Source organism: Pseudochrobactrum lubricantis, from assembly GCF_041929865.1.
Classification (GTDB): domain Bacteria; phylum Pseudomonadota; class Alphaproteobacteria; order Rhizobiales; family Rhizobiaceae; genus Pseudochrobactrum; species Pseudochrobactrum saccharolyticum.
Genome location: NZ_JBHEEE010000005.1, coordinates 160,953 through 186,423, shown reverse-complemented (window position 1 = coordinate 186,423; position 25,471 = coordinate 160,953). Strand labels below are relative to the sequence as shown.

21 protein-coding genes are annotated in these 25,471 nt (G+C 50.6%); 11 read left to right on the top strand and 10 right to left on the bottom strand.

Going from position 1 to position 25,471, the window contains the following annotated elements:
- Window positions 1–391 precede the first annotated feature (391 nt).
- The 3 genes from JNC80_RS12160 to JNC80_RS12150 all read left to right on the top strand — a co-directional run bounded on the left by JNC80_RS12160 (window position 392) and on the right by JNC80_RS12150 (window position 4,596).
- Window positions 392–913, top strand: coding sequence for an RNA polymerase sigma factor (locus JNC80_RS12160; RefSeq protein ID WP_376710498.1), 522 nt, complete (start codon window positions 392–394; stop codon window positions 911–913).
- A 77-nt stretch (window positions 914–990) separates the two neighbouring features.
- A complete protein-coding gene (locus tag JNC80_RS12155) occupies window positions 991–1,911 on the top strand; it encodes a FecR family protein (RefSeq protein ID WP_376710497.1) in 921 nt (306 codons plus the stop codon).
- Window positions 1,912–2,124: 213 nt separating this feature from the next.
- The gene (locus JNC80_RS12150) at window positions 2,125–4,596 is read left to right on the top strand and encodes a TonB-dependent receptor (protein WP_376710496.1); all 2,472 of its coding nucleotides are present in this window, start codon (window positions 2,125–2,127) and stop codon (window positions 4,594–4,596) included.
- Window positions 4,597–4,714: 118 nt separating this feature from the next.
- Here the strand turns inward: JNC80_RS12150 and JNC80_RS12145 are convergent, their stop codons facing one another.
- The 6 genes from JNC80_RS12145 to JNC80_RS12120 form a co-directional block, all read right to left on the bottom strand.
- Complete coding sequence (locus JNC80_RS12145; RefSeq protein WP_376710495.1) at window positions 4,715–5,767, bottom strand: ABC transporter ATP-binding protein; 1,053 nt, start codon at window positions 5,765–5,767, stop codon at window positions 4,715–4,717.
- Window positions 5,768–5,805: 38 nt separating this feature from the next.
- Window positions 5,806–7,002, bottom strand: a complete 1,197-nt coding sequence (locus tag JNC80_RS12140; protein ID WP_183956642.1) for an ADP-ribosylglycohydrolase family protein — start codon at window positions 7,000–7,002, stop codon at window positions 5,806–5,808.
- The gene (locus JNC80_RS12135; protein WP_376710494.1) at window positions 6,999–8,420 is read right to left on the bottom strand and encodes an extracellular solute-binding protein; all 1,422 of its coding nucleotides are present in this window, start codon (window positions 8,418–8,420) and stop codon (window positions 6,999–7,001) included. Before JNC80_RS12135 ends, JNC80_RS12140 begins: the two co-directional genes overlap by 4 nt.
- Before the next feature lie 31 nt (window positions 8,421–8,451).
- On the bottom strand, window positions 8,452–9,354 hold the full coding sequence (locus JNC80_RS12130; RefSeq protein ID WP_151159583.1) for a carbohydrate ABC transporter permease: 903 nt from the start codon (window positions 9,352–9,354) through the stop codon (window positions 8,452–8,454).
- Window positions 9,354–10,250: an ABC transporter permease gene (locus JNC80_RS12125; RefSeq protein WP_306401309.1), complete on the bottom strand. Its 897-nt coding sequence runs from the start codon at window positions 10,248–10,250 to the stop codon at window positions 9,354–9,356. The genes JNC80_RS12130 and JNC80_RS12125 overlap by 1 nt, the downstream gene beginning before the upstream one ends.
- 62 nt (window positions 10,251–10,312) lie before the next feature.
- Entirely contained in the window at window positions 10,313–11,365 is a 1,053-nt protein-coding gene (locus JNC80_RS12120; RefSeq protein WP_376710493.1) for a LacI family DNA-binding transcriptional regulator, read from the bottom strand.
- 433 nt (window positions 11,366–11,798) lie between these two features.
- On the opposite strand from JNC80_RS12120, the gene JNC80_RS12115 reads away from it, so the two are divergent.
- The gene (locus JNC80_RS12115; RefSeq protein WP_376710492.1) at window positions 11,799–12,206 is read left to right on the top strand and encodes a lysozyme inhibitor LprI family protein; all 408 of its coding nucleotides are present in this window, start codon (window positions 11,799–11,801) and stop codon (window positions 12,204–12,206) included.
- Between the two features lie 405 nt (window positions 12,207–12,611).
- Window positions 12,612–12,965 (top strand): hypothetical protein, encoded by a 354-nt coding sequence (locus JNC80_RS12110; protein WP_376710491.1) that lies wholly within the window; start codon window positions 12,612–12,614, stop codon window positions 12,963–12,965.
- On the opposite strand, the gene JNC80_RS12105 is transcribed toward JNC80_RS12110, so the two are convergent.
- The 4 genes from JNC80_RS12105 to chrA all read right to left on the bottom strand — a co-directional run bounded on the left by JNC80_RS12105 (window position 12,953) and on the right by chrA (window position 16,564).
- The gene (locus JNC80_RS12105) at window positions 12,953–13,651 is read right to left on the bottom strand and encodes an outer membrane protein (RefSeq protein WP_376710490.1); all 699 of its coding nucleotides are present in this window, start codon (window positions 13,649–13,651) and stop codon (window positions 12,953–12,955) included. The two genes, JNC80_RS12110 and JNC80_RS12105, sit on opposite strands and share 13 nt — an antisense overlap.
- A 467-nt stretch (window positions 13,652–14,118) precedes the next feature.
- Complete coding sequence (locus tag JNC80_RS12100) at window positions 14,119–14,655, bottom strand: lipocalin family protein (protein ID WP_376710489.1); 537 nt, start codon at window positions 14,653–14,655, stop codon at window positions 14,119–14,121.
- A gap of 93 nt (window positions 14,656–14,748) precedes the next feature.
- Window positions 14,749–15,210, bottom strand: coding sequence for a GNAT family N-acetyltransferase (locus tag JNC80_RS12095; protein ID WP_376710488.1), 462 nt, complete (start codon window positions 15,208–15,210; stop codon window positions 14,749–14,751).
- A 121-nt stretch (window positions 15,211–15,331) separates the two neighbouring features.
- A complete protein-coding gene (gene chrA / locus JNC80_RS12090; RefSeq protein ID WP_376710487.1) occupies window positions 15,332–16,564 on the bottom strand; it encodes a chromate efflux transporter in 1,233 nt (410 codons plus the stop codon).
- A 245-nt stretch (window positions 16,565–16,809) separates the two neighbouring features.
- Between chrA and JNC80_RS12085 the strand changes: the two genes are divergently transcribed.
- From JNC80_RS12085 to JNC80_RS12060, 6 genes are read left to right on the top strand one after another with little or no spacing between them, the layout of a single operon-like run.
- Entirely contained in the window at window positions 16,810–18,477 is a 1,668-nt protein-coding gene (locus tag JNC80_RS12085) for a thiamine pyrophosphate-dependent enzyme (protein ID WP_376710596.1), read from the top strand.
- Complete coding sequence (locus JNC80_RS12080) at window positions 18,474–20,558, top strand: hydantoinase/oxoprolinase family protein (RefSeq protein WP_376710486.1); 2,085 nt, start codon at window positions 18,474–18,476, stop codon at window positions 20,556–20,558. The genes JNC80_RS12085 and JNC80_RS12080 overlap by 4 nt, the downstream gene beginning before the upstream one ends.
- Entirely contained in the window at window positions 20,555–22,174 is a 1,620-nt protein-coding gene (locus JNC80_RS12075) for a hydantoinase B/oxoprolinase family protein (RefSeq protein WP_376710485.1), read from the top strand. The genes JNC80_RS12080 and JNC80_RS12075 overlap by 4 nt, the downstream gene beginning before the upstream one ends.
- Window positions 22,171–23,388, top strand: a complete 1,218-nt coding sequence (locus JNC80_RS12070) for a pyridoxal phosphate-dependent aminotransferase (protein ID WP_376710484.1) — start codon at window positions 22,171–22,173, stop codon at window positions 23,386–23,388. The genes JNC80_RS12075 and JNC80_RS12070 overlap by 4 nt, the downstream gene beginning before the upstream one ends.
- The gene (locus JNC80_RS12065; RefSeq protein ID WP_376710595.1) at window positions 23,389–24,204 is read left to right on the top strand and encodes an NAD-dependent epimerase/dehydratase family protein; all 816 of its coding nucleotides are present in this window, start codon (window positions 23,389–23,391) and stop codon (window positions 24,202–24,204) included.
- Window positions 24,201–25,406: an NAD(P)/FAD-dependent oxidoreductase gene (locus JNC80_RS12060; RefSeq protein ID WP_376710483.1), complete on the top strand. Its 1,206-nt coding sequence runs from the start codon at window positions 24,201–24,203 to the stop codon at window positions 25,404–25,406. Before JNC80_RS12065 ends, JNC80_RS12060 begins: the two co-directional genes overlap by 4 nt.
- The last annotated feature ends 65 nt before the right edge of the window (window positions 25,407–25,471 follow it).

Genomic DNA, 25,471 nt, shown 5'->3' with positions numbered 1-25,471 from the left:
TTTGAAGCTTTCTATGCTGCAATCTATGGTGCAGAGCACTAGCAGAATAATTCTGATTAAACAGCTCATTTTTATCTTATCACGCTTTGGTGAACAGAGAAGTCACCACCTTACTCACCACTCTTCAAACAGTGTTGTAACCCTGTTTCCAGCGTATATTGCCCATCTTTGGTTTGTAAAATTTCCCCTTTCCCTTCTCCCCCGAGCCAGTCAGGGACATGATAGTTTAACGCCATCATAAAACATGACTTTTTTAATCATATTAACCTTGATAAACAAACAGGAAGCAGATATTTAAGATAGAAGCTTAATTCAAGACAGCATACTTAACGGGTTGATCGATATTCCAATGCAATTCTGTTAAAGTCGCTCTGATCCCGGGGATATCTCAATGGCAATTCTTAGCCATAGTTCCACACACCTCTACGGATCGGAAAAAAATCGTCTTAAACGATTTATCGCTCGTATTGTCGGCAATAACACCACTGCTGATGATCTGGTGCATGATGCCTTTTCAAAGCTGATTGATGCCTCCGGGAAGCAACAAATCAGAGAGCCTTCCGCCTATCTGACACGTGCAGCGCGCAATCTCGCACTTAACCATCTACGCCACATCCAGCAGGGTGTGGAGATCACGGTTGATGAACAAGTTTATCATGCCATGGCTGATCGTAAAGCATCACCGGAAATGGAACTGCTCTATCGTCAAGAATTACGCCGCTTGCTGACAGCTCTTGCAAGCCTGCCACAACGCAGGCGTGAAATTTTTATCATCCATCGTTTTGAAGGCGCCAGTTACAGTGAAATCGCAGACAGGTTTCAGCTATCGCGCCGCACTGTCATCAATCATGTTTTTAATGCACTGGATGATCTGGATCTGGCGCTGGGACCGGATTTTCTGCAATTTCCTTAAGCAAAACGCTTTAGCAAAGTGCCATTTATCAAGTGTCCTGACCATAATAACCAGCACATAAACCGGAAAGTGCCTTAATGGCTGATGACAGCAGATCCCCCGTTATACGCGAAGCCCTGCGATGGTTTGCAGTTCTGCGGGATGATGGCGTTACAAATGAAGATCGTCAGGCTTTCGAACTATGGAAAAATCAAAGTGCTGAACATTTAGCGGCATGGGAACGTGCCGGTGCTTTATGGGCTGCTTTTGCCCCCGTTGAAACGGAGATGCACCAGTCACGCATCAAAAAATTAAGCCGGCGTGCTTTCATTGCGTCAGGCATCGGCATGCTGGCAGCCGGCTCAGGCAGTTACTGGTTTTATCAAAACGGGGCATTTGCCGATTTTTCTACCGCCGCCGGTGAAATACGCACATTGACTCTGGCAGACGGTTCGGTCGTCGATCTTGGCAGCCGCTCAGCATTATCTGTCAATTATTCTGAGACCCAACGCCGCTTAACGCTCCATTGGGGAGAAGCCTATTTCACTGTCGCTCCGGAGCAACGGTCGTTCATTGTCACAGCGAATGGCGGCGAAACAAAAGCTCTCGGTACGCGCTTTAACATACGAACCGATGATAAGTTTGTTACGGTTGCGGTGATTGAGCATCAGGTGGAAATCTCCCTGCCCGGTTTACCATCCGAACGCCTGAGCAGCGGCTGGCAATTAGCCTATAAGCCGGATGCAATTTTACCGGCACAAGAAGTCGATATCAACACTGTGGAAGCCTGGCGCAAAGGACGCCTGATTTATCACAAAGCGCCTTTGCGCAGTGTTCTCAATGATATTGAACGTTATCGCGGCGGGTTCATTATTCTGACAGATAACCGGTTAGGCGATATGCAGGTGAGTGCCGCCTTCAGCACAGACACCGTAGATGCCGCACTTGTTTCAATTGCGCAAACATTGCCCATAACCGTCAGACATGCCGGCGGATTGGTTGTTATTTCCGGCCGGTAGGTGAGAAATAAAAACAAACCGGCTTAGTAACTTTAGCCATCCCGCGTGTCATACCCTATGAGAGCCAATAAACGGCACTCTTACGGATGTCATTCGCCAAAGGCGGAAATGTGAGGGGCTTTGACTATGCAAAATACACAGTTAACCGGCACGGTTTTGACGATAAACCGCAAATGTTTAACGCAGCCGGTTGGCAAAAAAGCAGTCTACCTGATGGCAGCGCTTATGATGTCCACCAGTCTTTCCACTGTTATTAGCCCGACAATTGCCAGCGCACAAACATCTGCCAGTGAACGTAACTTTTCCATTCGCGGCCAATCACTTTCCACCGCATTGCTCGAATTTTCCAATGCCAGCGGAATAGATATATTCTTTGACCAGAAAACAATCGGCAACCGCTCTACACAGGGTCTTACCGGAAGATACACACCCAAAGCAGGATTAGAGAAACTTCTTGCGGGAACAGGACTTAGCTATAATTTCAATAATACCAGATCGATAACAATCATTGATCGTCTTGCCTCCAGCCACAATACGGCAACGTCTTCCAATGACGGCTCGATTTTACTCAACACAATCACGATTGCAGGGGGCACAAATCCTGAAAATACCCCTTACACAACGCCCGGATCTGCCGCTTATATTTCTGCCGAAGATATCAGCCGGTTACCATCAAGCACTCAGGGCGATCTTTTTAAATCGACACCGGGGGTCATATCGTCAGGCAGCCGTACCGGACAGGGATTAAATCTTAACATTCGCGGCCTTCAGGGCATGAACCGCGTCGCAACATTAATCGACGGAACACAGCAATCGACCTCCAGTTATACCGGCTATCGCGGGCAGACCAGCAGCGTTTTCGTGGATCCTGACCTGATCGCAGGCATTGATGTAACCAAAGGCCCAAGCGACGGCCCGCTGGGCAATGGCGCCATGGGCGGCGTTGTCAATATGAGAACATTAAACGCACGCGACATTGTTGCTGAAGGCAAAGAATATGGCGCGCAGGTGAAAGCAACTATTGGCAGCAATACCAAATCCCCGCCTGCAACCGGCACCGACAAACAGCTGAATGATGCACCCTCATTCTTTAATGGTGATAGTTTTAACGGTTCGGTCGCCGCTGCAACAGTACAGGAAAATTTCGAATTTCTGGCTGCATTAACACGCCGTAAAACCGGCAATTACTTTGCCGGTAAAAAAGGCTCAGACCTTCTTGCAAATAATACAGGCACATTATCTCCGGTGCCGCGGGGCGGTGAAGTCTTTAACACGTCCGAAGATTCATTCTCGGCTCTTCTGAAAGGAAAAGCGCATTTCAATGAGGATACATCCTTAGAGCTGAGCTATATGCGCTATGAAAACAAACACGGCGAGCTGGATGATTTTCCCTATATTTATACATTCATCCCACCAAGTCAGAATGCGCTGAACCGCAGAAAAACAGACACATTAACTGCCAGACTGGCCCATAACCCTTCTGACAATCCCCTTGTTGATTTAAACATTTCAACCTGGCTGACAAATGTAAAAAGAGAAGCCCCCGCGACCCTTGACGGAAGCGCTGATGTACTGACCTATGGCACCGAAATTTATAACCGCTCTGAATTTGCAACATCGCTCGGGCACCTGACAATAAATTATGGTGCACAGGTTTCTTTGGAGGATTCCGAAGGGCAGGAACTTCGCGGCTCCTATTCCTGGGATCCTACACGAACCTATCTCATCAGTGCGGGGCCGACAGGAAAGCGCCGTCTTGCCAGCGTATTCAACCATGCAAAACTTGATGCGACAGACTGGCTGAGCTTTGGTGCGGGCTTGCGCTATGACACATATAAAATTGAGCAAGGCGGTGGCGCTCTGGCGGCCTATGGCGACAAGAGCGGATCACGGCTTAACCCGTCTTTATCTGTCACGGTGACGCCGTGGGAAGGCATTCAGCTCTATGGTCAATATGTACAGGGCTGGCGTCCGCCTTCCTTGCGGGAAACGAGTTATATCAATGGTGAAATCCTCTTCCCAAATCCTGATTTAAAACCCGAAAAAGCTGAAAATTATGAGGCTGGCATCAATATATTGCACTCGGATATTATCTCAGACGGAGACAATCTGAAATTCAAGGCGAGTTATTTCAAAAACAAATACAAAGATTACATCATACGGGATTCAATCAAACAAAACTGGTCTGAACCGCGTCATTGGGCAAATATTCCAAGCGCGGCATTTGAAGGGATTGAGCTTTCTCTCAAATATAATACTGACCAAATATTTTTTGAAACAGGTCTGACAAAATATACTAAAGTCGAGTTCTGCCATCAGCTTACCGGTTGTGCAGCCAAAACAATTGGTATCGACTATGGCGGCAATTATATTCCGCCGGAATATCTTGTTACCCTGACCGGTGGTGTGCACTTGCTTGACCAGAAATTAACGGTCGGTGGTCGTGCTACATTTTTCGGTGAACGAGCTGTTAGTGAGGCAATGGGGTTAGGCTATGTCACACCGACACTCTGGCCTAAGAGAACGATTATTGACCTGTTTGGTGATTATAAATTCAGTGAAACTGTATCGCTCAATGTCAATGTTGAGAATTTGACGAACCAATATTATCTCGACCCGCTCTCATTTACGCGCGCGCCCGCTCCCGGTCGCACGATCAGGGCCGGACTGACTACAAAGTTTTAGCATTCTTATAAACTTAAGGCGGGCATTGCCCGCCTTAAGCAAATTGACCTCTGTCATCAACGCCACATAACTTATCGACTATTCCTATCCGCCAGCTTCAACATGGTGACATATTATATCAATAACGCAGACGTTCACCGGATACGCTGTCAAAAAGCAGAACTTTTGCAGCATCAAGAGCCAGCCTGACTGTCATACCAGTCGTAAACTGCCGGTCGCCTTTGGCAATCACATGGATGTCCTGCCCACCGACTTTAACCACCAGTTCCTGACTATCGCCGGTTGGCTCAACCAATGTCACCAGCCCCTCAATACCTTCATCAGCAATCTCAATATGCTGCGGGCGGATGCCATACATCATGCTGGTTTGTGATTTTAACGGAGAAACAAGCGGCAAAACAATACCGTCCTCCGTGACAGCATGATCACCCCTCGCCTCTGTTTTCAGCAAGTTGATTTCCGGAGAGCCAATAAAACCCGCCACAAATATATTGGCCGGATCATTATACAATTCCAGCGGCGGCCCATATTGTTCGATCTTCCCGCCATTCAGCACGACGATTTTATCAGCCATAGTCATCGCTTCCGTCTGGTCATGAGTGACATAGACAGTTGTTTTACCAAGGCGCTGATGCAGTTTTTTAATCTCACTGCGCATTTTTACACGCAATTTGGCATCAAGATTGGACAACGGCTCATCAAACAGAAACGCTCTTGGCGCACGCACAATGGCACGTCCCATCGCCACACGCTGACGCTGACCGCCGGAGAGCTCGCGCGGGAAACGGTCCAGCAATTTCTCAAGGCCGAGTATTTCTGCCGCTTCCTGCACACGTTTGCGGATTTCTTCTTTCGGTGTACCACTCAGCTTCAGAGAAAAGCTCATATTTTCCGCAACTTTCATATGCGGATAGAGTGCGTAGCTCTGAAAAACCATCGCAATATCACGCTCTTTCGCGCGCATATCATTGACGACCTTACCACCGATGCGGATTTCACCGGAGGTAATATCTTCCAGTCCGGCAATCATGCGCAAAAGCGTTGATTTTCCGCAGCCGGACGGACCAACCAGAACCACAAATTCCCCATCACCCATATCGAGCGAAATGTCTGCAAGCACAGAGGTTTTTCCATAGCTCTTACCTACATTTCTCAATTCGATTTCAGACATTTATGGCTCCGGTATATGTTATTGATCGTAAAATAGCGTCAGGCAGCAGCGTGAGCGGCATTGCTTGTGAGATGATCCCACATCGATGCTCTGCGTTGTTCCGACTGCCTGTCTGCTTTTTGTATTTCTATTACGGTTTGATAGAAAGCATCCGCCGCCTTGTTCAGCTCAAGCTTATTGGCTGAATCCAGCAACGCCGCATCCGTATCGTCAATGACAGACGCACCATGCATAGCGCCGAGAATGGCACCGGCCATGACGCCGATGGAATCCGTGTCGCGTCCGGAGTTAATGCCGTCATGAATGGTCTTGTAGAAGTCACCGTCATTGACCACTGCAAAACCTAAGGCCAGCGGCAGTTCCTCAATCGCATTGAGGCGGGACGGACGATAGGCTTCACTGGCCACACCGGTTTTCTTCACAGAATGCGTGACATCATCACCCATCGGTGAATATTTTCCGATAATCGTCTGAAAAACTTCGGTGACTTTATCCGCGTCCTGCCCTTTGAGGCTCTTTGCAGCGGCTACAATTTCAAGAATAGCCTGTTTTGTACCGTCTTTTGCTAATGCAACGGCCTCATTGACCACTTCATCAATGGTAATGTGCGGAATAAAAGCCGCTGCAATCGCTGCCGCCAACACACCTGCGGCTTCCAGACCATAGCTCTGCTGATGGCCGGATGCGAAAGCAATTGCCTCATCATAGGCCGCTTTCGGATTGCAGGCATTCATCACGCCAACCGGCGCAATATACATCGCCGCACCGCAATTCACCATATTGCCGATACCACCTTCACGCGGATCGCAATTGGACAGCTGATGACGCTGGAAAATCCATTTTTCCGGATAGAACAGGCGCTCAATCAGCATGGCCTCACGCTGCAATTCAGGAACCCAGCGCGGTGTCCATGCAATTTCACGCACCATACCGTCCGCCATATCCCAGGCATCAATATGACGGCGTACGTCATTATAAATATTCATCAGACACAGGGTCATCAGCGTATCATCTGTCACGATACCACTGCCCCGAACACGCCAGTTACGGGCAATACCGCTCTCCGACATGCGATGCCATTCTGTATTCAGATTGGTAACACGGCCGTAACGCTGGCGAATTTGCTCGGCTGAAAGTTTTTCAACCGGTGCCCCGATGGCGTCACCGTAAGCGACGCCATAAAGAACTGCCCGAATTCGTCCTTGCAGAGACAAAGGAGCAAATGTGTCCATCATTTTAATACAGTCCTCGCATATTCAGTCAGCCGGTCACCGCCGGCAGTCTTCCACTCAGAAACAAACTGTTCCCACTGATCGAAACCCGCTTGTCCGGAGATGAATTTATAAGCCCATGCCTTGTAGACATTCTGCGCCGCATCCAGATCAGGTGCATATTCATTCGGCCAGATAAATGCATTATCAGGCTTGTAGCTTTGGGTGATATTGGTCAGAAACTGCGCGGCAGCAGGGCTTCTCACGCCTTCCGGTAGTTTCCAGTTTGCGGCCGCGATAAAGCGTACATACCAGGTTGCCATTTTGTCTGTTGGCTTGATGGTCTCGCCGTCACGGGTATATTGCTCACCTTCAAAACCAAGGCGTTCCAATGCCTGACCTTCAGGGCTGGCCACGAAATCAAGAAATTTAACAACTTCTTCTTTGTGCTTGGAGAGAGCTGAAATTGCGAAACCACGTGTTTCCTTGGAAACATCAACTGCGGCCAGACCTTCGCCACCGGTACCCGCAGGCGGTGCCAGCAGAACCAGTTCCGGATTAGCATCAGGGTTCGCCTGTTTCATCTTACCGCGATAAACATCCACATTCTCAGCCGAAGCCGAGAACACCATACCAACGCGTCCGGAATAGAACTTGTCTTCCTTGGTATCCCATTTGGTGGTGATATATTCCGGGTCCAGCAGTCCCTGCTCACGCAGCGATGCATAGAAAGTCAGCTTGGCTTTTTCCTGCTCGGAAATCTGTGAGGCAATCCAGTTGCCCTCTTTGTCTTTCAGCCAGGATGAGCTGACGCCGAATGCCTGATTAAAAATCGTATCGGCTTCATCCATGCTGCCCGGCACAGTCAGCGCATAGGATTTGTCACTGCCTGCACCACCAAAATTGCCGCTCTTAATCGCCTTGAACAAAGCAACATAATCATCAACCGTTTTCGGTGCAGCCAGTCCGGTCTTGCTCAGCCAGTCCTCACGCATAACCGGCTGCGAAATCCGCGGCGGGAATGCATAAAGCAGATACGGATAATTCTGCAGGCGAGCGGTATTATGCGGGTAAAGCGCATCTTTCAGATAGGTCGTTTTCGGCAGCCAATCGTTCCAGTTTTCAAGAACGCCCTGCTCGGCCATTACCGTGTCACCGCCCTGAAAATAAATCAGATCGGGAATGTCGCCGGACAACATCATCGCGCCGAGCTTATCAGCATAGCCGGAAGCCGGAAGATTGACGATCTCAATCTTCAGATCTGTCCCTTTTGCCTTCAGCGCCGCTTCATATTTCTCAATGAGTTTCACGTCATCAGGATTGGTGTTGAGCAGATCCTTCGCCACTACGCGTATAGTGACCGGCTCGGCCAGTGCCGGCAATGCTGCAGCAGACAGCAGCGCAACCACACTGACAGACAGAATAAGATTATTTTTCAGCATATGTCCTTCCCCTTTATATGTGCCGGAATAATCAGCCCTTGAGCGCGCCGCTCATCGTGCCTTTAGTGAAAAACTTCAGGATTAACGGATAAATCGCCAGGATCGGTACAATCGTGAGCAGGATCATGCCTGCGCTCAGCGCCCTGATATTGATCTGGCTTGCGCCTGTGTAATTGACGGAATTTTCCAGCCCGACCATGGCAATCTTGTCGCCCTCAACCACAAACTGACGCAGCACAACCTGCAGCGGCCATTTGGACTGGTCATTGAGGTAGATCATCGGGCGGAAAAAATCGTTCCAATGGAAAACGAAATAGAACAGTGCAATCGTCGCCAATGCCGATTTTGATACCGGCAGCACAACATACCAAAATGTCTGAAAAACATTGGCACCGTCGAGTTCTGCGGCTTCCAAAATTTCATTCGGCACTTCTTCAAAGAAGCGGATCAGAATAATCAGATACCAGGCATTGACCAGTTTGAAGAGAATAACTGACCAGTAGCTGTCGATCAGACCCAGACGTTTATTGAGAAAATAATCCGGTATAATGCCGGGATCGAAAACAATCGTCACCAGCACGAAGACCAGAAGAATACGGCGCCCCGGCAAACCCGGACGCGACAAGCCCCATGCCATCAGCGCTGTAAAACACACGCCGAGCGCAGTACTGGTCAGCGTGATAAAGACCGAATTGATCAGCCCCTGCTGCACTGCCGGATTGGTGATCAGCAGCTTCCAGACCTCTAGCGAAAAGCCTTCCGGAATGATTGTGAGGCCGCTCATTCTCGCGACTTCGGAAGGCGATGACAGGGAAACAGCCAGCAGATTAAGCAGCGGCTGAACCATCACCACCACAAGCAGCAGCAAGGTAGAGAGAATGATTGCATATTCTGCCCGCTCAAGCGGAGAGCGACGGATTTTACCTGCTGCCATCACCAGATCCCCTTGCCTGTCAGCTTTTTCGAGATGAAATGCGCGCTCATAATCAGGATCATGCCGAGCCCTGCCTTAAACAGACCAGCTGCCGTGGCGAGCGAATATTGTCCGGTTTGCAAACCGATGCGATAAACATAGGTATCGAGAATATCGATCTGACTGCGCACAATATCATTGGTGAAATTGATCACCTGATTGAGGTCAGCATTCAGGAACATACCGGCATTCAGAATGAACAATGTAGCAATCGTCGGCACGATACCCGGAATGGTGACGTAGAAAATTTTCTGCCAGCGGTTAGCACCGTCAATTTCCGCAGCCTGATAGAGCTCCTGATCAATTGACATAATCGCTGCGAGATAAAGCAGGCTGTCCCAGCCGGCCGAGCGCCAGATTTCAGAAAACACCAGAACCCAGCGGATTGTCCCCGTCTCAGTCATAAAAGAAACCGGCTGAAAACCGAAAAAGCCGGTAATTTCATTCACGGCACCGGTGCTCGGCGACAAAACAGCAATGAAAATACCTGCAATTACTACCCATGACAGGAAGTGCGGCAGATAAATTGCCGACTGAATGAATTTACGGGTACCGGTGCCGCGTACCTCATTGAGCAGCAATGCCACAATGATTGGTACGGGAAACACAAAGACGATTTTCATTGCTGAAATGATCAGCGTATTGGCCAGCACCTGCCAGAAAATCGTGGACGAGAACAACAGTTCAAAATGCTTCAGCCCCACCCAGATATTCGGCGGAATGATGCGCAATTGTTCAAAAGCAATTTTAGCTTCCCACACCGGCATATAGTGGAAAATAAAAAAGAAAATCAGGGCTGGTGCCATCATCAGATAATAAGGCCACCACTGGCGGATGCTGCTTTTAAAGCGCTTCATTTTGGGAACGTTCCCAATTTGAGTGCTCACTGATGATGCAGAACTATGACTCATTGTCTGAATTACCCCTTTGCAGCCAGCCGCGCAGTTGCCATCTCTGACAGATCAGCGAGTGAGCCGCGCTCCAAAAGACGGCACGGCACATAAATGCGCTCATGTTCTGCTCGTCCGGCAATTTCTGCATATAAAGCAGTGACTGCCGTGGAGCCGATACGGCGACCGTCTTTTTCAATTGTCGTCAATCCGGGCCAGGAAAAAGCACCGGAAGGAATACCGTCAAAACCGAGAATTGACACATCCTGCGGGCAGGAAAGTCCTGCATCACGGATTGCCAGAATACCACCAAGCGCCATCAGATCATTCGCACAAAAAACTGCCAGATGCTGGCCATTCTGATGCGCTTGCAACAGCTGTTTCATAGCAGAACGACCACCTTCAACGGTATAGTCACTGTCTTCCGTCATGAGTATTGAGGGGTCAACATCCCGTTCAATGCAATGCTCATGTACCGCGCGCAGAAAACGCGCACGCGCCAAACGGGATTTAGGCCCGAGGATTAATGCCGGCTGCACATGCCCCTGCGCGAGCAGAACATCCAGCCCGAGACGTACACCCTGCACGATATCTGACCCGACACTGCTCGTATCGGGAAAGCGCTCGGCACTCGAACCGATCAGCACAAAAGGCATGCCGAAACGGTCGAGATCAGCAAGATTATCAGCGACAGGATTGATGATCGCGCCATCTACGCGTGCCTGACATAAGGCGCGAAGATGTGCCGCTTCCTTATCCGCATCCCAGTCTGAAGAAAATACCAGCAGCGAAACACCCTGCCTCGCAGCCTGATCCTGCGCACCGCGCGCCACTTCCGCCCAAAACGGGTTGGTAATGTCCGGGATAACCAGACCAAGCAACCCGCTGCGCCCTGAGCGCATGCCGACTGCCAGATGATTGCGTTCATAACCGGTTGCCAGCACTGCGGCCTGTACGCGCTCAGCAGCATCCTGCGATATATTGGAGGAACCAGCCAGAACACGGGCTACTGTGCTCTTGGACAAGCCAGCTTTTTTTGCAACATCGACGATCGTCGCACGACGCCCTGTATCCTTATTCAAGCTGACACTCCTCCCAAGCGACCGGTCTCTTAGACCGATCATTATGGGAACGTTACCATTCTTGAAAAACTTTGACAAGAGCCCCTGTCAGTTTAACAAGCCCCCCCTTCGTCTAACCAAAATCGGGAACCGGTCATAACTGACTGCTAACATACAATCGCCAGTTCTTTCTGGAACTGTAACATGCCAACGCGGACAAGATTTGGATAGAGAAAAGTCCCGATACTCCGATCTCCACGCATCCGCAAGAACGCATTACCCGAGTATTCAGATGCTAGATATAGATCCGTTACGTATTCTGTGATGAAAACTTTCTTTCACTATTTGCCACGCTTTTACAGATTATTCTTTATTCTTTAATCTCTACAAGAAATGCCTCTTGCTTTGAAATGAAAGTCACGCTTCAATCATCAGATAATATAGGGAGGTGGAAATGAAGTTAGTTACTTTGGTTACTCTCGGATCAATATTTATATCGCTGCCAGCTTATGCATCTACTGACTGCGACAAAGCTGAAGACCAGTCAACAATGACCAAATGCGCCAGTGATGCATTGGCCAAGGTTGATAAGCAACTTAACGAAAACTACAAAAAGATAGAAAAACGTTTGGCCGATGATGAGGAAACCAAGAAATTATTGGTAAACTCACAGCGTCTTTGGATGAAGTTCAGAGACGCAGAATGTAACTTCGCAACATCGACAACATCCGGCGGAAGCATTCATCCAATGATGGTTGCAACATGCAGAACCCAATTAACAACTGCACGTAACAAACAATTATCAGATTATCTCAACTGCGAAGAAGGCGATCTCACCTGCCCTGTACCGTCAGCAGATTAACTCTCCCCTCCGAAAGAGAAAGAGATCCGCAATCCCATCAAGCAGAAAAGGGCGCTCAATTTTCTACACCGCGCATTCAACTCAATGACGGAGCATTTTTCACACAAAGAGCAACGCCGGGCTCTACATGCCGCGTAAAATACACTGAAATAAAACGTGTCCAAAAAATTGTCATGCAAGATGGTTTTGTTACCCGCAGGAAAGGTGAAGTACTTGTGTTCGGGTATCAGGTTAAACTGCTGGAAGATTTCACAGCAACCTGCAAACAGTTCGTTATGAGAAATGGCCGTTAATCAGCATTGGTACAAATGCCGTTTTGATTGTGTCATCGCTCATCAAGTGAATTTCTCTTGATTTACTATGCAAGCCGCTGTTCAATTCCTGCACATAACTGAGGGGCGAAACATGGATCAAACGACTGAGAGCGCACGAACCAGACTTTCACTTATCCGTACTTTGACCTTTATACTCCCTCTTCTCGGACTCGCTGGCTGCGTGTCGCAGCAGGTAAGGGATTTGGAATGGTGCCGAAACATCGAAACCGCCAAGCCCCTCATTGATGAAACAGGTCAGGCGAAGCTCAATGCAGCAATGACTAAAAACAAATGTGCAGACAAACTTCTGGAAGCGAAAAAAGCCGCTGAAGAAGCGGAAAAGTTAAAAGCCGCAAAGGCTCAGCCTACCAAAGCCAAACAAGCAATAAAAAACCCCGCCAAAGCGGGGTTAGTAAAAACCAAGCCAAAAGCTCAGAATTTATAGTTCAAGCCAACCCGAACTGTATGAAACTGTGATTTGGCTTCACCAATACGCCAGCTTCTGTCGAGATCAACATAATCCAGTTTGAGCTTACCAAGATCGGTATAGAGATATTCGGTCTTCAGCGTTACGTTATTTGTAATAGCGTATTCTGCACCGGCACCGACCGTATAGCCGACTTTGGTGTCAGACTGGGATGAGCCATCTAAATAGTTGTTCGCATAGGTTTTAACTTTACCATAAGCAACACCACCGGTTGCATAAACCAGAAAACGATCGACCGGGGTGTAACCAAGACGGACACGTGTTGTACCAAACCAGCTAACCTTGGTTCCGAGATTCACCAATGTACCGCCCGGAACACTGACATCAAAATCGGATTTTACGCCTGAACCCTGAATATCAGTTTCAATACCAACAACTGCCTGGTCAAACTGCCAGTTATAACCGGCCTGAACACCGCCGATAAAACCACTGGCATTACCTCTGAGTGAAGCGTCGCCAAGCAATTCGTTGAAATCAGTTTTGAATTTTCCGCCTGCATAACCGGCATTCACACCGATATAACCACCTGTCCAGGAGAAGGTGTCGACAACTGCAGGTGCCGGATCATTATATACAACGGCATCGGCAGCGAAAGCTGAGCCTGCTGTTAATGCCAGCACGGAGGCCAGAATAATACTCTTCATGATTGTCCCCTTTATTTATTGATAATTATTTTTACATTATAGAAGACAATTATTCATATAGTAAAATAGCAACAGATAATGATAATTAATTAAAGACATAGGCAATATTTTTTACAAAACATAATAAATGATATTAAATTATCATTTATATTCAATATCATAAGTATATATATTCAATCATCAGAAATATAAAAGAAACAACATCCCGATCTGACGATATAGTTCCTCGTGCATTTCACAATGCAGAGTTGTAAAATTTCCAAAGAAGACAATAAAAAAGGCCGGGGCAAAAATGCACCGACCTTCCTACTCATCAATTAATTGCCAGTGCCAGTACATCCGTGGTCAAAAGCTTAAATTAATGAAGACATTTGCGAGCGCTGTGAGAAACGCGCTGCTTAGCAATGTCTATGCTGTGTATATAGACAGTGATTGTGTCTTAAAAAAGATCAGGACAGCTTTTATTTTTAAAATTGTTGTACCCAATTAATATTATCAGGATCAACACCAACCCCAGATGCAACCTTAATCGCCCTGTCTTTTAACTCCTCTGGTATTTCAACTGTGCGGGAGAGAACCCAAAAATACTTCGGGCTTGATCCGACAATAATTGCCCAGCGATAATCCTCATCCAAAGCAACTATATTATAGCCGCCATAAAACGGGCCGAAAAACGATACCTTCAATGCGCCCTCAGATTGGCCGCGTACAAAAACAGCCGTCCCCGATGCACGCTTATGCCGGCCGGAGATTTCATCGACACCGCTGTTCAGCACATTTACGGTGCCGTCACCATTGAGTGTATATTCAGCAGTGGTTTTAATCAGACCTTTTTCAAACCGGTTTTCTACACGAGCGACTTCATACCACGTCCCCAGATAGCGATTGAGTTCGAAACCGGTAACCAGCACCACATTATCAGGAATTTTAGGATTAGCGGCTTTGTATAATTTATATCCGGCAAACAGGCCGATAGCGGCCATCAATAGCTTTTTCACGCTCATAACAAACTCCCGTCAGTTATAGTGTGAACGCATATAGGTATTGAGAGTTCCTGAAACTACGGTGCAGAACAAAAATCAGCGTAAAAGCTGCCGCTATAATGGCCGGAAGCGGTAAATCAGATCCTCTTCAATTTCAAGCTTTTCTACATTTTCAGCTTGAGCTGATTTGATCACAGCCTGCCAGAAATGGAGCGCAGTTGTGTTTTTTGGCGCGACACGCAGTTCCCAAAACCCGCTATGCATTTGCAAAATCTCAGCAGCTGCATAGCGTGCCAGTCCCTGCTTGCGATAAGCTATCAGAATGAAAAATTCCGCAAATGAATAGTCCGTGCCTTTACCGGAAGGTGACCAGTTATTGATAAAGGCAAAACCAATATCTTTTCCCTCAAAAGATATCAGATATGGCCATCTGTTTGCTTCTGACCAGTATAAATCAAAATACGGATAATCATCGTCTGTCTCTTCGTAAGTGCGCATTTCAGCGAAATATTCCGCCATAAAAGCGCTTATGATTGATTTCTCAGCTTTCGCTGCCAGACGTATCTCTAATTTCACACTAAATTCCGATCATACCCGACAAAGAAAGCCACACATCCGGTTTAACTCCAGCTAGTATAGTGCTGCAAAGAACCTGTCAGGATTATTCAAAGCTTTAACGAACCATCTGCTACCTCAATTACAACGGCAAAAGCGGCATCATCATTCCTGCAAAGGCCATCAAAACAACAACAATCCAGGGCTGCACTTTCCAGACTGTGAGCAGTAAAAACCCTGCCAGTACCAGCGCAAAATCCTGATTGGTAAAAACCGCCCCTGTCCATACCGGATTATACAGTGCCGCACCGAGAATGCCGACAACCGCTGCATTGGCACCACGCATTGCCGCCTGTGCTGTCGGGCGCAAACGCAGCCTGTCCCAGAACGGAAGCATGCCATAAACAAGCAGCAAGCCCGGCAAGAATATCGCGATCAGAGCAATAGAAGCACCGGCAATTCCGTTTGGCTCCGCTTGCATCACCGCACCGAGATAGGCTGCGAATGTGAATAACGGCCCTGGTACAGCCTGCGCCAGCCCATAACCTGCCAGAAAAGCCTCTTTGCTCACCCATTGCGGTGTCACAACTTCTGCCTGCAACAGCGGCAAAACCACATGCCCGCCACCAAAAACTAGCGAACCGGCACGGTAAAAAGCATCGAACACAGCAACAGGCTGATATCCTGTAACAGCGGTCAGCACCGGCAAAAATGCGAATAAAACCGCAAACAGGCTTAAAGCTATAAAGCCGCCTCTGCGTGATACAGGAAATTTCAGATTACCGGTCACAGCCGTACCATTGCCACGGCAAAGCCACAGGCCAAGCATGGCGCCGCCGGTAATAGCCGCAATCTGCCCGATTGCTCCCGCCACAAAAACCACAAGCACGATTGCTGAAAGCGCAATGAAAATACGGGGCTTATCCGGTGTCAGACTGCGCGCCATACCCCAGACCGCCTGCGCAACAATTGCCACGGCAACCAGTTTCAAACCATGCAGCAGACCTTCCGCATACACACCTGTGAATGATGCTGCGCCCAGTGCAAAAGCCGCAAGAAGGAGTGCTGATGGCAGTGTGAAGGCCAGTGAAGCCGCCAGACCACCGGCAAGACCATTACCGCGTAAAAGACCAAGCGCAAAAGCGACCTGACTGGACGCAGGGCCGGGCAAAAACTGGCATAAGGCAACCAGATCGGCATAACCGGCTTCATCCATCCATTTGCGGCGCACGATAAGCTCGTCTCGATAATAGCCCAGATGTGCAACCGGCCCGCCAAACGATGTCAGCCCGAGTTTAAGAAACACGCGGAAAACTTCAGCACAGGAACCCTGTGCTGGTTTTGTCAGTGATCCGCTTTCATTTCCTGAGCGCATTATGCCCCTCATCCGCAACGCTTTGTTTCTGCCAGAGATTTGATCCGATACAAATCAACCGGCTCATAAAGTGCCTGAATGTCAGACAAATGACACAAAATATTTTGCGCAGCCATTCAGACAAGTAAATCTTGTCGATTAACGTGTTTTCTTGATTTTTGATCGTGACATGACATGCATTTATAATCTCTGCCGGTCATGCGTATTTCCGGCTTTTGCGAGTTTATATGTCGGGAGGTAAAGGCATAATGCGCAACGGGGGACAACTCCTTGTAGAAAGCCTGATCGCGCTTGGTGCGCGTAAGAGCTTCGGTGTTCCGGGAGAAAGTTATCTGGCAGTGCTGGACGCACTTCACGACACCAAAGGCAAGCTGGATTATATCCTGTGCCGCAATGAAGGCGGCGCCGCATTTATGGCTGCCGCTTACGGCAAACTAACCAACACCCCCGGCCTTTGCTTTGTCACCCGTGGCCCCGGTGCCACAAATGCCTCCATTGGCGTGCACACGGCCATGCAGGACAGCGCACCGATGCTGCTGTTCATCGGTCAGGTCGGTACCGATATGACCGGTCGTGAAGCTTTTCAGGAAATCGACTACCGCGCCATGTTCGGCACAGTTGCCAAATGGGCGGTGCAGATCGATCAGGTTGAGCGTATTCCGGAAATTCTGGCACACGCATGGACAGTGGCCACAACCGGCCGTCCGGGTCCTGTGGTGATTGCACTGCCGGAAGATATGCTGACCAGCCTGACAGACAAAGCACCACTGACCGCACCGGCTAAAATCGCCTCCCCTGCCCCGCAGGCAGAAACAATGGCGACAGCACAGCAAATGCTGAAAGCCGCGAAGAAACCGGTCATTCTGATGGGCGGCACCAACTGGACTGAAGCTGGTCGTGCAGCTTTGCAAAATTTCGCCGAGCAGTCTGATATTCCGGTGGTTGCTGCCTTCCGCTATCAGGATCAGTTTGACAATTTCTCTTCAGCCTTTGTGGGCGAAGCCGGTGTCGGCATGTTGCCCCATGTCAAAGCGCTGATCCGTGATGCCGATCTTATTCTGGCGATCAATGTCCGTTTCGGTGAGATGACCACCGACGGCTATACATTGCTCAATGTACCGGTGCCGCAGCAGAAGCTGATCCATGTGCATCCGTCCGATGCGGAAATCGGCAAAATCTATGTGCCGGATTTAGGTATTCACGCCTGCCCGAGCAGTTTTGCGCAGAGCCTGCAACCGGTCAGCGGTGCATGGGCAGACTGGCGCAAAGCCGCCCGTGAAGCCTATCTTGCCAGCTTTGATGCCCCCGCCCAGCCGTCGCCGGTGGATATGGTTGCAGTCATGGCTTACTTGCGCGACCGTCTGCCGGAAGATGTGATCCTGACCAATGGCGCAGGCAATTTCACGGTCTGGCCGAATAAGTTTGCAAAATTCGGCACCAAAGCACGGCTGCTCGCCCCGCAATCCGGCGCCATGGGCTATGGCGTACCCGCAGCGATTGCCGCCAAAGTTGCAGAGCCTGAGCGCATGGTGATCTGCTTTGCCGGTGACGGCGATTTCCAGATGAATTGTCAGGAACTCGGCTCCGCCATGCAGGCCGGTGCGCAGCCGATTATACTCATTCTCAATAACGGGATTTACGGCACGATCCGCGCCCATCAGGAAAAGCATTATCCGGCACGCGTCTCCGGCACCACAATGGAAAATCCGGACTTTGTGACATTGGCAAAATCCTACCGTTTCCATGCGGAGCGGGTGGAAACCACGGCAGATTTTGCAGCCGCTTTTGAGCGTGCTGCGGCGTCAAAAACCGGCGCGGTTCTTGAACTTAATATTTCACCGGAAGCCCTTACACCCCGCCAGACATTAAGCCAGATGCGCGCTGCCGCATTGGCAGCGAAGGAAATGGCATGACATCCCGAAACGACATCCGGCTTGGTGCTGATATCGGCGGCACATTCACCGATATCGCACTGGATATGCGCGGAACGCTCTACTCCACCAAGGTTCTGACCAATTATACCGCGCCGGAACAGGCTATTCTCGACGGTATCCGCATTGTCACGGAACAGGCAGGCATCAGCCCTGCCGAGCTCGATATTGTTATTCACGGCACCACACTGGCCACCAATGCGCTGATTGAGCGGCGCGGTGCCAAGACAGCTTTTGTGACCACCGAAGGCTATCGTGATGTGATCGAAATGCGCAGTGAAAACCGCTTCGAGCAATATGATCTCAACCTGAAACTCCCCGCCCCTCTGGTCGCACGCGAACATCGTTTCACGGTCAAAGGCCGCATGAATGCGCAGGGTCAGGAATTGCAGCCGCTGGATGAGGCAAAGCTGGAAGAAATCGCCGATGCGATTTCAGAAGGTGGTTTCGGCGCAGTCGCCATCGGCTTTATCCACTCCTATATGAATCCGGAGCACGAACGCCGTGCCCGTGCGATTTTGCAGCGCAAGCTTTCTGTGCCAATTTCCATCTCGGCGGAAGTCTCGCCGCAAATGCGCGAATTTGAACGCTTCAACACAGTTTGCGCCAATGCCTATGTGCGCCCGCAAATGGCCGATTATCTGGCGCGTTTGCAGGTACGGCTCAAAGAAATGGGCGCAACCTGCCCTGTTTTCATGATCCATTCCGGCGGTAGTCTGATTTCCGTTGATACAGCCTCTGAATTTCCGGTGCGTCTGGTGGAATCCGGCCCTGCGGGCGGTGCAATCTTTGCAGCTGATATTGCCCGTCGTTTCGGCATTGAGAATGTCGTTTCCTACGATATGGGCGGCACCACAGCCAAGATTTGCCTGATCGAGAATTTCGTTCCGAAAACCGCGCGTACTTTTGAAGTCGCCCGCACCTATCGCTTTTGCAAGGGTTCCGGCATGCCGATCTCCATTCCGGTGATCGAGATGATCGAGATCGGTGCAGGCGGTGGTTCTATCGCTTGGGTGGACTCAATGGGGCGCATCCAGACCGGCCCGGAAAGCGCCGCCTCTGAACCAGGCCCTGCCTGTTATCAGCGCGGCGGTACCCGTCCTGCGATCACCGATGCCGATCTCATGCTGGGTAAACTTGATGCCGATAATTTCGCCGGCGGTGCGATTAAACTCTCGGTACAGAATGCCGAAGCGGCCATCGACAAGGATGTCGGCTCTAAACTCAATCTGAAACCGCTTTCCGCTGCCTTCGGCATTTGCGAAGTGGTTGATGAGAATATGGCCAATGCTGCCCGTGTTCATGCGGTGGAAAACGGCAAAAACATCTCCGATAATATTATGATCGCCTTTGGCGGTGCCGCGCCTTTGCATGCCGCCCGTCTCTGCGAAAAACTCGGCGTTGAACAATGCCTGATCCCACAGGGCGCAGGTGTCGGTTCCGCTATCGGCTTCCTTAAAGCACCGTTCGGCTATGAAGCTCTGGTTTCACATTTGGCCAAACTGTCCGGCATCAATCTCGATGCGGTTAATGCCACGCTGGCAGACCTCAGCACGGCAGCGGAAAGCTTTGTGCGCAGCGGCACCGATGCGCCGCTGGAGCGTGAAGTCACCGCCTTCATGCGCTACGCAGGTCAGGGTTGGGAAATTCCGGTCACCGCGCCACAGCCACCGTTTAATGAGCAAGCACTGGCGACAATCCGCGAGCGCTTCCTTGAGAATTATGCGCGTTTTTTCGGTCGCCCGATTGAAGGTGCAGAGATTGAAATCGTCACATGGTCTGTCAAAGTTGAAGTCAAACAAAGCGTCACGCAAAGCGGCACTGTCAGCTATGGCGAGCGTGTCATTGCACCGGTGCTACAACGCGATGTGTTTGATCCGAGCAACGGCGCGATACTGCCGACCGGCATTTTCGACCGTGGCACTTTAGCGACCGGCGACCGTGTAGCAGGGCCCGCGATCATTACCGAGCGTGAAACCTCCACCATTGTGACCGCACCATTTGATGCGGTTATCCAGCATGACGGCACAATTCTGCTGGTGAAAAAAGGAAAATCCGCATGAGTGAACTGGATGAAATCCGCATGCAGGTCATGTGGAACCGCCTGATTTCCGTGGTGGAAGAACAGGCGCTGACTTTGCTGCGCACAGCTTTTTCCACTTCGGTGCGTGAAGCTGGCGATCTTTCTGCCGGTGTCTTTGATCCACAGGGGCAAATGCTGGCACAGGCTGTGACCGGCACACCGGGTCATGTGAATACTATGGCCGAAGCGGTACTGGAATTTATCAATGAAATTCCGCGTGACGAAATGTTCGAGGGTGACACCTATGTCACCAATGATCCGTGGAAAGGCACCGGCCATCTCCATGATATCACGATGGTTTCACCGTCCTTCCTCAATGGAGAACTGGTCGCGTTCTTCGCCTGTACCGCCCATGTGGTCGATGTCGGCGGTCGCGGTTTCGGTGCAGACGGTAAGTCCGTCTATGAAGAAGGCATTCAGATTCCGATCATGAAATTTGCCGAACGCGGCGTGGTCAATAAAGACCTGATCCGCATTCTGCGTGCCAATGTGCGCGAGCCTAATCAAGTGATCGGCGATTTCTACTCCCTCTCCGCCTGTAACGAAGTCGGCCATCGTCGCCTTGTCGATATGATGCGCGAGATCGGCCTGACATCGCTCAATAACCTGTCGGAATTTATCTTCTCGCGCACCACCAATGCCATGCGCGCACGTCTTGCGCAGTTCCCTGAAGGCTCGTGGTCAAATGAGCTGATGACAGACGGTTATGATGAACCGATCCGTCTTGCAGCCGTGGTGGATATGAAAGACGGTCTGGTGAATGTGGATTTCACCGGCAGTGACCCGATGAGCCGCTGGGGTATCAATGTTCCGATCATTTATACGAAGGCCTATGCATCTTATGCGCTGAAATGCGTGCTGGCACCGGAAATTCCGAATAATGCCGCCTCGCTGGCTTTCTTCACCGTGTCTTCCGAAACCAATATTCTCAATGCGCAACGCCCTGCGCCGGTTAGTCTGCGGCATGTGATCGGTCACATGGTGCCGGATCTGGTATTCGGAGCACTGGCCAAGGCTTTGCCGGGTCAGATTATGGCTGAAGGTGCAGGCGCTTTGTGGAATATTCATATTTCCGTGCGCCCTGTGGCGGGACAAAGCGGACAAAATGCCGAAGTGCTGATGTTCAACTCCGGCGGTATGGGCGCACGCCCTGCCCTTGACGGCTTGTCGGCAACGGCCTTCCCGTCCGGTGTGCACACAATGCCGATTGAAGCCACTGAGCATACCGGCCCTGTGATCATCTGGCGCAAAGAATTGCGACCGGATTCCGGCGGTGACGGCGAGTTCCGCGGCGGTCTCGGACAAGTCATCGAAATCGGTGCGGCGGATAATCATGAATTTGATTTTTCCGCGATGTTTGACCGTGTTACACAAGCGCCGCGTGGCCGTAATGGCGGGCAAAACGGGACTGCAGGTTCCGTGAAGCTCGATGACGGCACCGCAATGCGCTCTAAAGGCTGGCAGCATGTGCCTGCAGGTAAAAGACTGGTGCTGAACCTGCCGGGCGGCGGCGGCTATGGCGATCCGGCGCAGCGCTGCGCAAAGGCACACGAGCAGGATAAAATTCAGGGTTATGTCACGGAGGAGAGACAATGACCTATATTTCTTCACGGCTGGCAGCGGTTAAACCGTCTGCCTCCATGGCCGTTTCACAAGCCGCCAAAGCACTGAGTGCCAAAGGCATTGATGTGATTGATCTGGGGCTTGGTGAACCGGATTTCCCGACACCGGCGCATATTACCGAAGCTGCCTATCAGGCAGCCAAAGCCGGTGACACGCTCTATACGGCAGCGCTCGGCACATTGGCACTGCGCAAGGCGATCGTCGCCAAATTTTCCCGCGAGAACGGGCTGGATTATACCACCGATGAAATCATCGTTTCCAACGGTGCCAAGCAGATCATTTTCAATGCGCTGATGGCTACACTGGAAGACGGCGACGAAGTTATTCTGCCGACACCATATTTCGTGTCCTATCCGGAAATGGCGAAATTGCTCGGCGGCAAACCGGTGATTGCCCATTGCCGCGAGGAAGACGGGTTTCGCCTGACACCGGAAATTCTGGAACAGGCAATTACACCGAAAACCAAATGGCTGTTTCTGAACTCTCCCGGCAATCCGTCCGGCGCGGTCTATGATGAAGCCAGTCTCAAGGCGCTCGGCGCGGTGCTGGAACGCCACCCGCATGTGCTGGTTCTGTCCGACGAAATTTACGAGCATATTATCTTTGACGGACTGGAATTTGTCTCTTTCGGCAAAGCCTGCCCGCAGCTGAAAACCCGCAGCCTGATCGTCAACGGCATGTCCAAAGCCTATGCAATGACCGGCTGGCGTGTCGGCTATGCAGCAGGCCCACTGCCGCTGATCAAAGCCATGGCCACGGTGCAGAGCCAGTCGATTACATCTGTTTGCTCGATTGCGCAGGCCGCCGGTGCAGCGGCGCTTGAAGGCTCGCAGGAACATGTCTGCACCTTCCGCGATGCTTTCCAGCGCCGCCGCGATCTGGTGGTCAAAGGCATTCATGCGATTGAAGGCCTGAGCCTGCGTGTGCCGGAGGGGGCGTTCTATGCCTTTATCAATTGTGCCGGTCTGATCGGCAAGCAATGTCCGGACGGTTCCGTGCTGAGTGATGATACGGCGGTGGCAAATTACCTGCTCAATGAAGGTCATGTCGCCGCTGTACCAGGCGCCGCTTATGGCATGTCGCCTTATTTCCGCATCTCGACAGCAACATCTGATGAGGTTCTGAGTGAAGCTATCAAGCGTATTGCCGGTGCTGTTGCACGTTTGAATCCGGCATCAAAGGCATAAATCATGGATTTTGATACAATTCTTATCACCGGCGCTGCCGGAAGGCTCGGCGCCGAACTGCGCCGCGGGCTGGCACCACTGGCGCGCAAATTACGCCTCACAGACCGCGTTGCGATCAATGATCTGCAGCCGAATGAAGAAGCAATCATCTGCGATCTTGATAATGCCGATGCGATCATGAAACTGGCGGAAGGTGTAGATGTAATCCTGCACTTCGGCGGTGAACCACTGGAAGTGTCTTGGGAACGTATTCTGCGCTCCAATATTCAGGGCAGCTATAATATTTATGAAGCCGCCCGCAAAAACGGCGTGAAGCGTGTGATCTACGCCTCTTCCGTCCATGCCATCGGCTATCATGAGCTGGAATCTCATATTGATGCGGATGCCCCGCATCGGCCTGACAGTTTCTATGGTCTGTCCAAATGTTTTGTCGAAGATCTCGGACGGCTCTACTGGGATAAATTCGGCATTGAGACAGTCGCATTGCGCATTTTCTCATCCTTCCCTGAACCGGCAGACCGCCGCATGTTGTGGTCGTGGCTGTCATTTGATGATTGCGTGCGTCTCGTTTCCGCCGCCCTCACCGCCCCGCGCGTCGGCTTTACCATCAGTTTCGGCATGTCGGATAATTGCGTGTCGCCGGTTGATAACAGCAAGGCGGGCCATCTCGGTTACCAGCCGCAGGATAATACGGAAAGCTATCGTTCTGCTGTCGAAAGCCGCACTAAGCGCTCTGATCCTTATGCGCCTGCCACCCGCTATCTCGGTGGCTGGTTCGTCGATATCGGCCATCCTGATGATGAGGCAAAATCATGAAACAGCATTATGATGTTGTGATTATCGGCGGCGCGGTCATCGGTTCTTCGGTCGCTTATTTCCTTTCACAGAACCCTGACTTTGACGGCTCAATCCTCGTTGTGGAACGCGACCCGACCTATGTGCGCGCGGCTACATCGCTGTCATCTTCTTCGATCCGCAATCAGTTTTCCAACCCGATTAATGTGGAAATCAGTCGTTTCGGCACAGAATTTATCCGCAATTTTGCGGAAGTGATGCAAGTTGCTGGTGACAAGCCCGATCTGCAATTCCACGAAGGCGGTTATCTGTTCCTCGCCAATACGCTGGATCAGGTACAGACTTTACGCGAAAATCACGAAGTACAGATCGCCTGCGGTGCCGATGTGGTGCTGTGGGATCGTGAGGAACTGAGCCGTGCTTTCCCGCACCTCAATACGGACGATATTCTGCTGGCATCCTATGGCCGCTCCGGTGAGGGCTGGTTTAACAATACCGGTCTGATGTATGGCTTTAAAAACAAAGCCCGTGAGCTCGGTGCCGATTATATCACTGATGAAGTGATGGCCATTCAGCGCGATGGCAATCGTGTCACCGGTGTGGAGCTGAAATCCGGCCAGACAATCTCGGCGGGTACCATCGTCAATGCGTCCGGTGTCAGTGCGGCTTTGACCGCACGTATGGCAGGGCTGGATGTGCCGATTGAACCGCGCAAACGCACCTTGTTTGTTTATGACTGCGCTCAGACGCCGGAAGGCAGTGCCACAGTCAATGGCGGTCGCCTGCCGCTGATGATTGATCCGAGCGGTGTTTTCTGCCGCCCTGAAGGCCGTTTCTTCCTGACCGGTTGTCCGCCGGTAGAAGACCCTGCGGTCGATTGGGACGATTTCACGCCGCGCTATGAAGAGTTTGAAGAGATTATCTGGCCGGCTCTTGCAGAGCGATCACCGGCGTTCGAGGCAATCAAAGTCGTCAATCAATGGGCAGGGCATTATGATTTCAACGTGCTTGATCATAATCTGATTGTTGGCCGTCACCCTGAGGTGGAAAACTTCATCTATGCCAATGGCTTCTCCGGTCACGGCTTGCAGCAAGGCCCCGCAACAGGACGTGCTGTATCCGAGCTGATCACCTATAATGCGTTCCGCACGCTTGACCTCTCCGAAGTCGGCTATGAGCGCGTGATTGCCAATAAGCCTTTCCTTGAAAAGGCTGTGATTTGATATAAACCATAACAAGCATAAGGGAGAGCGGAGGCAGGCAATGCATATTAATCAGGTCGTTATAA

Excerpts from the sequence above, each read along its gene's own strand:
- JNC80_RS12160 (WP_376710498.1), top strand. The coding sequence starts at position 392 with ATGGCAATTCTTAGCCATAGTTCCACACACCTCTACGGATCGGAAAAA.
- JNC80_RS12155 (WP_376710497.1), top strand. The coding sequence starts at position 991 with ATGGCTGATGACAGCAGATCCCCCGTTATACGCGAAGCCCTGCGATGG.
- JNC80_RS12150 (WP_376710496.1), top strand. The coding sequence starts at position 2,125 with ATGGCAGCGCTTATGATGTCCACCAGTCTTTCCACTGTTATTAGCCCG.
- JNC80_RS12145 (WP_376710495.1), bottom strand. The coding sequence starts at position 5,767 with ATGTCTGAAATCGAATTGAGAAATGTAGGTAAGAGCTATGGAAAAACC.
- JNC80_RS12140 (WP_183956642.1), bottom strand. The coding sequence starts at position 7,002 with ATGATGGACACATTTGCTCCTTTGTCTCTGCAAGGACGAATTCGGGCA.
- JNC80_RS12135 (WP_376710494.1), bottom strand. The coding sequence starts at position 8,420 with ATGCTGAAAAATAATCTTATTCTGTCTGTCAGTGTGGTTGCGCTGCTG.
- JNC80_RS12130 (WP_151159583.1), bottom strand. The coding sequence starts at position 9,354 with ATGGCAGCAGGTAAAATCCGTCGCTCTCCGCTTGAGCGGGCAGAATAT.
- JNC80_RS12125 (WP_306401309.1), bottom strand. The coding sequence starts at position 10,250 with ATGAAGCGCTTTAAAAGCAGCATCCGCCAGTGGTGGCCTTATTATCTG.
- JNC80_RS12115 (WP_376710492.1), top strand. The coding sequence starts at position 11,799 with ATGAAGTTAGTTACTTTGGTTACTCTCGGATCAATATTTATATCGCTG.
- JNC80_RS12110 (WP_376710491.1), top strand. The coding sequence starts at position 12,612 with ATGGATCAAACGACTGAGAGCGCACGAACCAGACTTTCACTTATCCGT.
- JNC80_RS12105 (WP_376710490.1), bottom strand. The coding sequence starts at position 13,651 with ATGAAGAGTATTATTCTGGCCTCCGTGCTGGCATTAACAGCAGGCTCA.
- JNC80_RS12100 (WP_376710489.1), bottom strand. The coding sequence starts at position 14,655 with ATGAGCGTGAAAAAGCTATTGATGGCCGCTATCGGCCTGTTTGCCGGA.
- chrA (WP_376710487.1), bottom strand. The coding sequence starts at position 16,564 with ATGCGCTCAGGAAATGAAAGCGGATCACTGACAAAACCAGCACAGGGT.
- JNC80_RS12080 (WP_376710486.1), top strand. The coding sequence starts at position 18,474 with ATGACATCCCGAAACGACATCCGGCTTGGTGCTGATATCGGCGGCACA.
- JNC80_RS12075 (WP_376710485.1), top strand. The coding sequence starts at position 20,555 with ATGAGTGAACTGGATGAAATCCGCATGCAGGTCATGTGGAACCGCCTG.
- JNC80_RS12070 (WP_376710484.1), top strand. The coding sequence starts at position 22,171 with ATGACCTATATTTCTTCACGGCTGGCAGCGGTTAAACCGTCTGCCTCC.
- JNC80_RS12060 (WP_376710483.1), top strand. The coding sequence starts at position 24,201 with ATGAAACAGCATTATGATGTTGTGATTATCGGCGGCGCGGTCATCGGT.